Genomic DNA, 13,004 nt, shown 5'->3' with positions numbered 1-13,004 from the left:
CCACTTATGCTTTTATGCGATTCCTGCACCATTTGGCATTTCTTTTGGTGCTTCAACAATTTGAAGTTTCCCTTCTGGTGATTCAGCTGAAAGAATCATTCCTTGGCTAATTTGACCACGCATTTTTCTTGGTTTTAAGTTAGCCACAATGACTACTTTTTTGCCAATTAGCGCAGCTGGATCTGGATAAAATTCAGCAATACCTGAAAGAATTTGACGATGGTTTTCATCTCCAGCATCTAAACGGAATTGCAATAATTTATCTGCTCCTTTGACTTTTTTACAGTCAATAACTTCGGCAACTTTTAATTCCACTTTATCGAAATCATCGTACTTAATTTGTTTTTCTTTCGTTGAAACCAACGTTGTTTCTTCTGGATTCCATTTAATATCCTCTTCTGTAGCACTTTCGCTTTGGGACATTTTCTTTTGAATATACGTTACTTCTGTTTCAATTTCTAAACGTGGGAAAATAGGTGTTCCTTTACTTGTTACTGTTACGTCTGTTGGGAACTCACCAAAATGAATATTTTCCATGTTCATTGTTTCTGGATCTAAGCCTAATTGTTCGAAAATTTTCCCTGGTGTTTCTGTCATGACTGGTTGCAATAAGATTGCCACAATTCGTAAGCTTTCCGCTAAATGGATCATGACACTTTCTAATTCGTTGCGTCTCTCTTCTTCTTTAGCCAATACCCAAGGCGCTGTTTCATCAATATATTTATTGGCACGAGAAACTAGCGTCCAGATTTCTGCAATGGCCGTGTTAAATTCCATTTTTTCCATTGCTTCATGATATTTTCCAATAACATTAGCCGCAGTTGTCGATAGTTCACTATCAAATGGGGTAACTTTTGAAGCATAGGCTGGTACTTTGCCATCACAATATTTATTAATCATCGCAATTGTTCGATTCAACAAGTTTCCTAAGTCATTAGCTAAATCATAATTTAAGCGAGAAACGAAATCTTCTGGTGTAAAGACGCCGTCACTACCAAATGGAATTGCTCGTAATAAATAGTAACGTAACGCATCTAGACCGTAGCGTTCTACTAACATTTCAGGATAAACAACATTTCCTTTAGATTTAGACATTTTTCCGTCTTTCATCAATAACCAACCATGTCCAAAGACTTTTTTCGGTAATGGTAAATCCAAGGCCATTAACATAATTGGCCAATAAATCGTATGGAAACGCACGATTTCTTTCCCAACCATTTGCACGTTCGCAGGCCAATATTTTTGGAATAATGAATCATCTTCTGAGCCATAACCTAGTGCTGTAATATAGTTTGATAACGCATCAATCCATACGTAAACCACATGTTTTGGATCATTTTTTAATGGAATTCCCCAAGAGAAAGTCGTTCTTGAAACGGCTAAATCTTCCAATCCTGGTTTGATGAAGTTATTTAGCATCTCATTTTTACGAGATTCTGGTTGAATAAATTCTGGATGTTCTTCGTAATATTGTACCAAGCGATCCGCATATTTACTCATGCGGAAGAAATAGGATTCTTCTTTAACTAATTCAACTTCATGACCACTTGGTGCTTTCCCACCAATGACATTGCCTTCATCGTCACGATATACTTCAGCTAATTGTGTTTCAGTGAAAAATTCTTCATCAGAAACTGAATACCAACCTTCATATTCTCCAAGGTAGATATCTCCTTGTTCTACTAAACGATCAAAAATTTGTTGCACGGCTGCCATGTGATAATCATCCGTTGTCCGAATAAATTTATCATAGCTGATATCTAATGTTTTCCATAATTTTTGAACATCTGCTGCCATTTTATCAACGTACTCTTTTGGTGTCACATTCAACTCAGCAGCTTTTTTTTCAATTTTTTGGCCGTGTTCATCCACACCTGTTAAATAAAATACATCAAAACCCATTAAACGCTTGTAACGGGCCATTGCATCGCAGGCGATTGTTGTATATGAATTCCCAATATGTAACTTCCCACTTGGGTAATAAATTGGGGTGGTAATATAAAATGTTTCTTTCTGTGACATACAGAAAAAACCTCCTTTAGTCATTTTCCTAAACCCTCAGGATTTACTCCTAAACAGTATACCATAATTAGACATTATTAAACTATATTTCTTGTCGGTTTTCTCTTGAAAATGAAGAAAATGCCAGAAAGAAAAGAGAGAAACACCTGTCTATTTGACAAGTATTCCTCTCTTTTTTCGTTCATTTTTATTCTTTTGTCTCGAAACGAACGATACTATGGTGTCGTCCATAAAAGAAATAAATAGCCAAACCAATCACTACGGCTATGCCAAATACTTGCCAAGTAGCTAAAGACAATTGGAACATCAAAGCCGCGCAAACCACGATTGAAATTAATGGTAGAACCGGCACAAGTGGTACTTTAAATTCACCTGCTTGCGGTTCTCCTTTCATTGTCCGTAATTTGATAATTCCTAAAGCGAGAAACATCAGATAAAAGAGTGTCACGATATTTGTAAGTTCAGCCAACATCTCCATTGGAACAATCCCAGCAAAAACCATTGCTAAAAATCCAGCTACATAGGTTGCATTTTTAGGTGTGTGCCGCTTCTCATCGATTTTGCTCATAAACTGCGGCAATAATCCATCTTTACTAATCGCATAAATCACACGGGCTAAACTGTACATCATCGCAATCGTCACTGTTAATAAGGTTAAAATAGCACCAACTGAAATGATTGTCGCAATTGCGCCATGATTAATGAAGCGCATCGCAAAAGCCACCGGATCTTTGACCCCTAAATCCGTAAATGGAACAATCCCAGTTAAAACTAACGTAACAACAATATATAACAATGTTGAAATAATAATGGAACCAATAATCCCTTTTGGAATATCTTTTTTCGGATTCTTCACTTCCTCCGCGGCCATGCTGACCGCATCAAACCCTAGAAAGGCAAAGAAAACTAAGGCAGCACCACTGAAAACGCCTGAAAAACCATAAGGAATAAATGGTTGCCAGTTCGTTGGTTTCACATAAAAGATCCCAACGAGAACAAATAATAAAATAATCCCAAACTTCACGAAAACCATTAAGTTATTTAAACGTAACGCTGTTTTCGCTTCTAAAGATACCCAAAAAGTTACGGCTACAACGACCAACATGGCAATCAAATCAATATATGTACCATTTGTTGGATTATAAGCGCCACTTAACGCTTGCGGCAAAGAAAAACCTAAGCTATCCAAAAAGCCATGGACATAGCCTGACCAACCTGAAGCAACGGATGAAACCGCCAAGAAAAACTCACAAATAATCATCCAACCAGTCATCCAAGCCACAATTTCTCCAAAGACCACATACATGTAGGCATACGGCCCGCCAATGACCGGAATACGTGATGCAAATTCTGCATAGCATAAACCAGATAAAATAATCGCGGCTGCTGCTACCAGAAATGATAAGACGAGCCCTGGACCTGCATAGCGTTCCGCTGCGACACCTGTCACAACAAAAATCCCTGTTCCTACTACAGCCCCAATTCCTAGAAAAATTAAGTCCATCGTCTTAAGATTTTTTTTCATCCCACCACTGTCATTGACAGGCACAGTGATTTCTTTTTTTCTGAAAATAGACATGTGTTTACCCCCGTAAAAAAATAAGCGTAAATAAACTATTTACGCTTTCATATACCCTAAAAGAATACCACCTAGAATAACAAAAATGCAACCAAAAATAACATAAAACATTTCTTTTTTTGATTTTCTTTCGCCTAAAAGGAAGATGCCCCCAAGAGTCGAAATAATAATCCCCATTTGTGATAAAGAGAAGCTAATAGCTAAGCCAATTTCACGCATGGTTAATAACATACAAATATTTCCTAAGCCCCAAAGCAGACCCGTCGTCATATTCATCCAAACAAAACGATCAACTTTGACTTTTTTGAAGGCAAAGAAACTAGCCCCCACTAACATACCAATACTTTGTGGCAAAATAATTCCCCACGGATCTAAACCAGTGGCATTAATAATGATGGTATAGACACCATACCCAACTGTTGAGAAAATCAACGCCCGAATCCCTTTATTAAAATCTAACATACTGTTTGAGGTTTTCGGTTGACTATCATCATCTTGTCGAGCTGTTAAATACACCCCAAAAACTAAAAAGGCTAAAGCGATAAAGCCCACAACAAAGTCTTTTGTTTTTGTCCATTCATGGAAAAAAACAGCCCCTGCAACGGTATTAACAACTAACTGCATCCCAGTTGAAATTGGTAAGCCAACTGAAACGCCCATATATTTCATGCTATGAAATTGTTGATTCTGTCCCAAACTCCAGAATAAACCAGATATAAATCCAACAATTAATGTGGCTGTCGTCAACGTAGGCTGGATGACAAAAAAGACAACAATTGAAAATAGTAATGCGCCGATTGTCATACCTAACGTTTGTTGATTGGCGCTTCCACCAATTTTACCGCTGACTAAACCAATACTGCCCCACGCAATCATGGGCACTAAAGCGATAAGTAAACTCATAATATTCTCCTAACAAATTTATTTCATTTCATTCTAACAATAAAAACGTTTTCTAAACAACTAAGAAGAGTAAGAGAAGTTAGCAAGAAAGTTTTAATAAATAAAAAAAGGCCTATCACCTCTTTAGTTTGCTGATAGACCTACTTTTTATTTCACTTCATTATAATAACTGAGGGAAGGGAAAAACAATGTCATCGTCGTACCTTGCCCTTCTGTCGATTCGACTGTTAAATCATGACCTAACTTTTTCGCTAAGCTATGGGCCAAATACAGGCCAAGACCAGTCGAATGCTGTTCACTTTTCCGCCCGTTTTCACCAGTAAATCCTTTATCGAAAATGCGTCGTTGATCTTGCATCGGAATGCCAATCCCAGAATCTTTTAAAGATAAATAAATACCTTGTTTATTTTTGGAAATTAGAACCGTAATCGTGCCGCCTTCTGGCGTATACTTGACTGCATTACTTAATAATTGGCGGAAAATAAAAATGACCCATTTTCGGTCGGTTAAAACCGCTTCATCTTCTCCTTCAATTGAGAATTGCAATCTTTTTTGGATAAAATAATTTGCTTGCGTACGAACAACAGATTGCACAATTTCTTTTAAAGAATATTCTTGGAGTAAATAATCTCGAGAAAAGCTGTCCAGTCTAGCATAATATAGGACTTGCTCGACATATTCATCAATTTTACCTAACTCATTTTCCAATAGATAATATTTTTTCTCTGGAATATCATCTTCGACAGATTGTACCAGTAACGTGATAGCCGCTAGGGGGACTTTGATTTCATGAACCCAAGAGTCAATGTAATCTTTTTGGTCCTGTTGGTTGTTAATTGCTTGCTGCATGGTTTGTTGGTGCTCTTGCAATAAACCGTTAATATACGTTTGGACAAGTAGTTCTTCTTCTTTTTCTGCTGTATTCAAATATTCTTGTAAAGAAGGCGGCTCTTTTTCCGTTGCCAACGAAAGCCACCACTTACGTTTTAAATAATAATCAATTGTTAAAAATAGCGATAAAAAAACACTTTGCAGTAAAAAGATATAGCCAACCACTATCCAATCTAAGCGGACATTAGGAGCCAACCATAAAATAAAACAAGTTAAGAACAGAAAAAATAACCAACCAATTAGTAATAACCAGCGATCTTTTAAATACTTTAGAATGGTCATTGTCTACTCCTATCTAGGGCACCATATAACCGACGCCCACTTTGGTTTCAATATAGCCAGCAATCCCCGCTTGCTCAATTTTTTTTCGTAAACGATTGATATTTACCGTCAACGTATTGTCATCCACAAAACGTTCATCGTCCCATAAAGCGCGCAATAGTTTTTCACGTGTTAAAATTTTTCCGTGCTTTTTCATTAAAAGATATAGTAATCGGTATTCATTTTTACTTAAATCGATCATTTCGCCTTTGATTTCCATCCGTCCATTGTCCACATTTAAAGTAATGCCATTATGTGAAAGCACTTCACTATCCGTATCGGAATAGTTATAAGAGCGGCGCAACAAAGCATTGATTTTAGCAATTAAAACATCTATCTGGAACGGTTTTGTAACAAAATCATCCGCGCCCATGTTCATCGCCATAATCATATCCATATTGGTACTACGACTCGAAATAAAAATAATTGGTACTTTAGAAATTTCACGAATTTTTTGACACCAATAGTACCCATCGTACACAGGTAAATTAATATCCATTAAGACTAATTGGGGATTCTCCTCTTGAAAATCATCCAATACATCATTAAAATCGGTTGTTCCAATCGTTTCAAATTGCCATTTTTGTAATTCCTCGCTAATTAATTCTCGAATGGTTGTTTCATCTTCGACAATCATGATTTTAGCCATGCAATCCCACCTCTTTTATTTCTAAATTTTCATCTTTCTTATCCTAACAAACTTCATTCTTTTTGGATATAGGACTTTATGATGATTTTTACACTATTTCAAAAATAGGCGCTAATAATTCCCATTCTGATAACATGATGAATTTACCAACAAAAGCAAAAATACCATCTAATAATAACACAGACATATTAATTCCTAATATAATAGAAGCTTTTTCGACAATTGGCATGGACTTTTTATTTTTCAAAATAAGATATAAAACAAAGTTCGTTCCATAAGTAAAAACTGTTAACAACACAATTAACTCAATCATTTTACCACTTCCTATTTCGGACTTTTCATTTTTCCTTCAATAATTTACTACTCTTAATTATAGCATAATCTTATAAAAAAATCGGCAGAGTCCTAACCATTAAGTAAACAACAAAATAGAAGTAGCCTCTTTGGAACTCGCAAGAATCGAGCCTTTTTTAAGAGTTGAAGGTCTTGATCCTTAAAAGACAAGTCCTTCAACTCTAGTATGTTCCATGCATAGAAATTGATACCAACGTAACGAAGTGTAGTCGATCAGACAACCTCAGTTTTTCTAATGATTATATTTGTCATACACTTCTTTTAACTGGTTTAAATCTATTTTTTTCATTTGGTACAATTTTTTGGTCACTTCATTTGCTCTAGCTGGATTTGAGTCAGATAAATAACGTTTCAGTTCAGGATTGCCTGTTTGCCAACTGACCCCAAATTGATCTTCCATCCAGCCACACGGCCATTCTTTCCCTTTAGCAGTCACTTGTTGCCATAGCCGATCTATTTCCTCCTGATTTTCACAATCAATATAAATGGAGAAGGCCATGGTAAAATCAAAATCATGTTTATCTCGTGCATCCATTACTCGAAACGGTTGCTCCTGTAATGTGAAAAGTGCTTGCGCAATGTTCCCATCTTCATATTCAACTTTTTCAATTATTTCGCCTGGACCGAAAATCGCCAACCATTCTGATAGAGCTTTGGCTGCTTCGCCATATTTTTCATTAGCAAACATAAAGGTTGGTACAATTGTTTGTTCTTTTCCTGAAAAAGACACTTGCCAAGAGACACCAAATTTGTCCACTACCCAACCATATAAAGGACTAAAAGGATATTCCCCAAAAGGCATCAATATCTGTCCATCTGTTGTTAAATTTTTCCACAACGTTTCTGTTTGTGATAATGTTTTACATTCAACAAAAAATGAACTAGCTGGCGTAAAGGAAAATTCTGGTCCGCCATTTAAACCAATGATTGTTTGGTTCGCCAAGGTAAATTCAATGGTCATTAATGATGTTCCTTGAGGTTGGTGCTCCTCATTAACGTAGTTCGTTTTACTTAGAATCGCACCTTTTTCAAAGATTGTTGTATAGAAGTTAGCAGCTTCTTCCGCTTGTGTGTCAAACCATAAACAAGGTGAAAATTTAGGCATTGTGGTTCCCTCCTTCGTTTTCTTTAGTGTAGTCAAAGATTGATAAATAAACAAAGAGAACGTTTTAGTATTTATTCATTTCCGTCTGATAGAATCGATAAATTGCTTGTTTTACTTCTTGAAGCAAGGAGGATTTTAAATGTCCCCGTGTCAAAAAATAAAAGGAACGCCAGTACTTTTCACCTAACGTTTGGAAGGGGATTTTTTCAGTAATCGCCTTTCTTGAAAGCAACGATTGCCCCATGCCCAATTCCAACATTTTAACAATCATTTCATTATTTTTAACCGTCATGAGTGTTGGGCTTTGATTACTTTCTTCTAAATACTGTTGGGTATAATGAAAGACCCCAGAATCCTTTTCACGTACCAACCAATTCTGATTGGCAGGGTCCCCAGCTAAAACCAATTGATCCTGAATAATTTCTTCACGAGAGGCTCCTTTTGTAATTAATGGTTTTTCGATAAAGCCAAAATCAACTTGATGTTTTTCAACTTTTTCCACTACTTCTTCTGAATTGTTCATTTCTAAAACAAAATTGATCGTTGCATACTTTGTCTGTAAATGTTGCATCAGTTGCGGCAAATAATAAACTGCAAAAGTATTAGACGCAGCAATTCGGCAAGTTTCTTTAGGTAATCTCGTCTGATGAAGAGCTGTTAATGTTTCTTGCCAATCATCAGCTAAATTTAGCAAACGATTATACAAGACTTCCGCTTGCCTAGTAGGGACTACATCTTGTCGACCATTTCTTAAAAACAATGAACAGCCTAATTCTTCTTCTAATTGTTTGATTTGATTAGAAACGGCTGGTTGTGAGATATATAAGCAGGTAGCTGCTTTGGAAAAGTTCATTTGCTCATATACAATTTGAAACGTCTTTAATAATTTAAACATAGGTATCCTTTCGATAACTTTCTATTATAAATATTATTTTAACTATTTATTTCTCAAATGTAAAAAATTTAGTTATACTGGAAGTAATGAACAAGAAAGAGAGATTTTTTCAATGAAAAATTCAGAAAATGATTATATCCAATCTTTATTCCAAATTCTTCCCGGCTTGCTAACAGCTTTCCTTGTCGCCTGCCTTAGCAAGTTCCTTGCCATCTGGTTACCTAGCTTAGGCGCCGCAACGATAGCTATTTTACTAGGAATCTTTTTGGGAAATACCTTTGTTCGCGGTGCCAATTTAAATCGCGGAACCAAAGTAGCCGAAAGTAAATTACTAGAATTTTCTGTTGTTTTATTGGGAACCACCGTGACCTTTCAAACGATTGCCCAAATTGGCTTACAAGGTGTCGCATTTATTCTCATTCAAATGTCGCTGACCATTATTTTTGCCTATTTGATCGGTAAAAAACTGGCTTTTTCTGATAATATGTCTTTATTGATGGCTGGTGGTAATGCCGTTTGTGGGTCTTCTGCCATTGCTTCGATTGCTCCAGCAATTCAAGCAGATGAGGAAGAAAAAGGCCAAATCATTACTTTAGTAAACTTATTAGGTACCGTTTTAATGTTGACCTTACCCATTTTAAGTGGGATTCTCTATGGTACCAATTTGTTGGCTCGTAGCGCACTAATCGGAGGGACTTTACAATCAGTTGGTCAGGTTGTCGCCAGTGCCAATATGGTCAATGAGAACGCAGTTCAACTTGCGATGCTCTTTAAAATTATGCGGATTGTCCTACTCGTAGCAGTTGTCTATTTATTTGGACGTTTCAAGCAAAGTAAGACGGCAGAATCAGAGGCTGAGTTGGTAGAAGTCACCAAAAAAAGCAGTGCCCTACCTTGGTATGTAGTTGGCTTTTTCATTGCCTGTGTCTTTAATAGTTTGATTCATTTCCCCGTCGTAATCAGTGAGACTGCTCATTTCTTTAGTTCTTGGTTTGAAATTACTGCCTTGGCAGCAATCGGGTTACGACTCGATTTTAAAAAGTTTTTCCAAGAAGGCAAACGTTTCTTAATCTATGGTTTATCAGTAGGAACTGTTCAAGTCGTCCTAGCCATTTTGTTGTTGGCACTGTTACAGTTCTAATAAAAAAGCGAATGGTTAGGCAATGAACGAAATGATCTCTTTGCCGGTCTCGTTTCTTCTGTCGCCATTTTACCAGAAGTAATCGGGTTTGCGATTATTGCTGGTGTTCACCCGCTTTCTGCAGTGTTTGCTTCAGCTGTTACTTTACTTGTGATTACTTTTACGGGCGGCCGTCCGGCAATGGTTTCGGCGTCTGCTGGCTCAATGGCCTTAGTCCTTGCAGGCTTAATTCAAGCACATGGTTTGTCATACATGCTTGCTGCGACTATTTTAACAGGCTTTCTACAATTTATTTTAGGTTATTTAGGTATCCATAAATTAATGCGCTTTATTCCCAAGACAGTGATGTACGGATTCGTCAATGCGTTAGCCATTTTAATTTTCATGGCGCAAGTACAACAATTGCCCCATCAAACACTGTGGTCCTACGGTATGATTATCTGTAGTATCTTACTTATTTATCTATTACCTAAGTTTATTACAATTGTGCCTCCTGCTTTAATTGTTATTTTATTCATGACTATCCTGTCCTATTTTTTAAAAGGTCATTTGCAAACGGTAGGTGATCTTGGTGAAATGAGTCAGTTTCATCCAGCGATCCGTTGGCCTAATGTACCCGTCAACTTAGAAACGTTGTGGATTATTTTACCTAGCTCTGTTGCCTTAGCAATGGTCGGGTTAATTGAATCTTTATTGACGATCCCCATTGTGGACAAAATGACAGCGAGCCAAAGTGATAGCCAACGAGAAGTTAAGGCGCAAGGACTCGCTAATATAATTACCGGCTTTTTTGGTGGCCAAGCTGGCTGTGCGATGATCGGGCAAGCGGTCATTAATGTTAAATCTGGAGGACGAAAACGGCTTTCTACTTTGATTTCAGGTATTACCCTCCTTCTATTCATTTTTGTTTTTAAATCCGTGATGGTAGCCATTCCTACAGCTGCATTGATTGGGATCATGATGACAGTGGCAGTCGACACCTTTGATTGGGAAAGTTTGCAGCTTTTCCGAACTTTTGAAATTACTGAAATTGTTATTTTACTCGTGACAGTGGGTGTGATCGTCTATACGCATAATTTAGCGATTGGAATTATTCTAGGTGTTCTTTTAAGTGGTCTTCTTTATCATTTTTTCAAAAAAGAACCAAAAAAAAGTTGCTAGCTTTAGCAACTTTTTTTATTTTTCCCAATATTTCTTCAACGCTTCTTTTTCTATTTTCTTAATGAACGCATCTTTGCCATCCATATATTTATCAATGCTATCGGGGTGTGCTTGGGCCAATTGCTTTTTTAATGTACCATAGGTTGTAGCAATTGACGGATTTTCTCGTAAATAATTTCGAAAAGCAAGATGGCGCAAAATTTCTTGCGTATTGTCAAACTGATAAATATGCACATGATGTGTTCTTTTTATCGGGCCTTTTCGTAAATAACGACGTCCTGATAGTCCAAATTCCCCCATATATTCATAACCGATTCTTTCAAATTCCCCTTGTAACAGGTCTACTTTTTCAATTTCTTCAACAATGACCAAAAAATCAATAATTGGTTTGGCTGCTAAATTAGGCACAGATGTGCTACCGATATGTTCAACTTTAAGACAATTTTCCTTTAGAATCTGTTTCAACGCTTGGGCTTCTTCTTCAAACTGTTCCACCCAGGCTGGTTGGTATTCTGTAACGATTACTCGCATGGCTTCTCCCTTCTTTTCTATATCCGTTTCATATGTAAAATAGGAAATGGATTTCCTTGAGGATCTTCCTTTGATTCACCAATTACTTGAAACCCTTGAGATTGATAGAACTTCACTGCCCCTTCATTTTGTTTATTAGCATCAACAAAGATAATTGATTCTTGCTCTATTAACTTTTTGATAATTTCCCCACCATAGCCTTTACGAAAATAGACTGGGTCAATAAATAACATTTCCAAAGTTTGTTGATTTGTTCCACTAAAGCCCACACATTTCTGTTCTTCATTTAACCACATACTTAATTGAATTTGTTGAAAATAATCAGGTAAAACTACTTCGATTTTATTAATATCTGCCTGACTCAAAAACAAATGGGTAGCTTCTACTGAAGAACGCCATAGAGAAATTAATTGAGGATAATCGTTTTTTTTTACTTCTTTTTGGTTCAGCATTTTTAATTCCTCCCTATCTAATAAACAAAGTATACCACATTTTGTCTCTCTCAATTCCATAAAAAATAGTCAAATCAACCGTGTTTTTTCTGTCGATTTGACTGTCTCTCTATTAACTCTGATGGCTAAACGAGTAAACTAATCAAAGCCACGATAGCTAAACCGCCTTGTGTTAAAATAATTTTTTTATCACTACTTAAGCTACCGTACGCCGCCACTAAAATAATATAAATCAATAAAAATTTTGTTATCTCCATCGTTGCTTGCGCAAAATAGACACTATAAATAAGTCCTGCACCGATTAGTCCATTATAGATTCCTTGATTTTTAAACAATGTAGTCACTGATTTTCTTTGTAACTCTTGCTTATCCATTTTAAAAACACGGCTTGTTGTCTCAGATGTTGGTACAATCGTTTCTAAATACATAATGTAGAAAAATTCTACAGCCACCAAGGTTACTAAAATTGTTGAAATTAATGTCATCCGCTCCCTCCTCCCATTCGTTTGAACGAAGTAATTTTATGTAATTTTTGCTATGATGTAAATAGATATGCCTAGCCTTAACGAAAGGAAGAAACCTATGACTTTTCAAGAAACTATTAGCGCCTATATCCAAGAACGTTATCAGATAACGCCCGATTTTCCTTTTAAAAAACACCCAGACTATCTCGTCTTTCGTCATCCTAGAAATGCGAAATGGTTTGCTTTAATTATGCCACTGGATGCACAACTGCTCGGCGCTACCGAGAATAAGCAGCTCACTATTTTAACCGTTAAACTTGCGCCTGAATTGATTGCCTTATTAAAGAACCAACCTGGCTATTTTCCTGCCTATCATATGAATAAAGAGCATTGGTTAAGTCTTTCTGAAGAAATTCCGCTCTCACAAGTTTTTTCATTTATAGATGAAAGTTACCAACGGAGTTATTAAAGGAACGTACTAAGAGTAGATCCTGAGATAAAAATCACTTTGGCTTTTTGTCTCAGGCATAGAAAAT

General features: G+C 36.6%; 13 protein-coding genes and 1 pseudogene. 3 read left to right on the top strand and 11 right to left on the bottom strand.

Annotated features, from left to right (window positions below; genetic code table 11):
• Positions 1 to 12: 12 nt before the first annotated feature.
• The 8 genes from metG to IGJ20_RS03650 form a co-directional block, all read right to left on the bottom strand.
• Positions 13 to 2,022: a methionine--tRNA ligase gene (gene metG / locus IGJ20_RS03685; RefSeq protein ID WP_202522384.1), complete on the bottom strand. Its 2,010-nt coding sequence runs from the start codon at positions 2,020 to 2,022 to the stop codon at positions 13 to 15.
• A gap of 187 nt (positions 2,023 to 2,209) precedes the next feature.
• A complete protein-coding gene (locus IGJ20_RS03680) occupies positions 2,210 to 3,601 on the bottom strand; it encodes an amino acid permease (RefSeq protein WP_002355812.1) in 1,392 nt (463 codons plus the stop codon).
• Positions 3,602 to 3,640: 39 nt separating this feature from the next.
• The gene (locus IGJ20_RS03675) at positions 3,641 to 4,504 is read right to left on the bottom strand and encodes a GRP family sugar transporter (RefSeq protein ID WP_002355811.1); all 864 of its coding nucleotides are present in this window, start codon (positions 4,502 to 4,504) and stop codon (positions 3,641 to 3,643) included.
• Positions 4,505 to 4,651: 147 nt separating this feature from the next.
• The gene (gene sapS / locus IGJ20_RS03670) at positions 4,652 to 5,677 is read right to left on the bottom strand and encodes a two-component system sensor histidine kinase SapS (RefSeq protein ID WP_202522383.1); all 1,026 of its coding nucleotides are present in this window, start codon (positions 5,675 to 5,677) and stop codon (positions 4,652 to 4,654) included.
• 13 nt (positions 5,678 to 5,690) lie between these two features.
• A complete protein-coding gene (gene sapR / locus IGJ20_RS03665; protein ID WP_202522382.1) occupies positions 5,691 to 6,365 on the bottom strand; it encodes a two-component system response regulator SapR in 675 nt (224 codons plus the stop codon).
• A gap of 88 nt (positions 6,366 to 6,453) precedes the next feature.
• Positions 6,454 to 6,678: a hypothetical protein gene (locus tag IGJ20_RS03660; RefSeq protein ID WP_002368169.1), complete on the bottom strand. Its 225-nt coding sequence runs from the start codon at positions 6,676 to 6,678 to the stop codon at positions 6,454 to 6,456.
• A 273-nt stretch (positions 6,679 to 6,951) separates the two neighbouring features.
• Positions 6,952 to 7,824 (bottom strand): VOC family protein, encoded by an 873-nt coding sequence (locus tag IGJ20_RS03655; RefSeq protein WP_010713823.1) that lies wholly within the window; start codon positions 7,822 to 7,824, stop codon positions 6,952 to 6,954.
• Between the two features lie 64 nt (positions 7,825 to 7,888).
• On the bottom strand, positions 7,889 to 8,719 hold the full coding sequence (locus tag IGJ20_RS03650; protein ID WP_202522381.1) for a LysR family transcriptional regulator: 831 nt from the start codon (positions 8,717 to 8,719) through the stop codon (positions 7,889 to 7,891).
• 112 nt (positions 8,720 to 8,831) lie between these two features.
• On the opposite strand from IGJ20_RS03650, the gene IGJ20_RS03645 reads away from it, so the two are divergent.
• Both IGJ20_RS03645 and IGJ20_RS03640 read left to right on the top strand, forming a co-directional pair.
• On the top strand, positions 8,832 to 9,860 hold the full coding sequence (locus IGJ20_RS03645) for a YeiH family protein (RefSeq protein WP_002355805.1): 1,029 nt from the start codon (positions 8,832 to 8,834) through the stop codon (positions 9,858 to 9,860).
• A 3-nt stretch (positions 9,861 to 9,863) separates the two neighbouring features.
• Positions 9,864 to 11,021 (top strand): annotated as a pseudogene (locus tag IGJ20_RS03640) (SulP family inorganic anion transporter); the annotation flags it as partial.
• Positions 11,022 to 11,036: 15 nt separating this feature from the next.
• Here the strand turns inward: IGJ20_RS03640 and IGJ20_RS03635 are convergent.
• The 3 genes from IGJ20_RS03635 to IGJ20_RS03625 all read right to left on the bottom strand — a co-directional run bounded on the left by IGJ20_RS03635 (position 11,037) and on the right by IGJ20_RS03625 (position 12,489).
• Entirely contained in the window at positions 11,037 to 11,552 is a 516-nt protein-coding gene (locus IGJ20_RS03635) for a GrpB family protein (RefSeq protein ID WP_002394916.1), read from the bottom strand.
• Between the two features lie 17 nt (positions 11,553 to 11,569).
• Positions 11,570 to 12,064: a GNAT family N-acetyltransferase gene (locus IGJ20_RS03630; protein WP_202522380.1), complete on the bottom strand. Its 495-nt coding sequence runs from the start codon at positions 12,062 to 12,064 to the stop codon at positions 11,570 to 11,572.
• Between the two features lie 65 nt (positions 12,065 to 12,129).
• Positions 12,130 to 12,489: a DUF1304 domain-containing protein gene (locus IGJ20_RS03625; RefSeq protein WP_202522379.1), complete on the bottom strand. Its 360-nt coding sequence runs from the start codon at positions 12,487 to 12,489 to the stop codon at positions 12,130 to 12,132.
• A 67-nt stretch (positions 12,490 to 12,556) separates the two neighbouring features.
• Here IGJ20_RS03625 and IGJ20_RS03620 point away from each other — a divergent pair, with 67 nt between their 5' ends.
• Complete coding sequence (locus IGJ20_RS03620; protein WP_002385048.1) at positions 12,557 to 12,937, top strand: MmcQ/YjbR family DNA-binding protein; 381 nt, start codon at positions 12,557 to 12,559, stop codon at positions 12,935 to 12,937.
• Positions 12,938 to 13,004 lie beyond the last annotated feature (67 nt).

It is taken from the genome of Enterococcus sp. DIV0294, from assembly GCF_050558155.1.
GTDB lineage: Bacteria > Bacillota > Bacilli > Lactobacillales > Enterococcaceae > Enterococcus > Enterococcus faecalis.
Note: the sequence above shows the minus strand (reverse complement) of the source record. Positions and strands in the feature narration are given on the sequence as shown.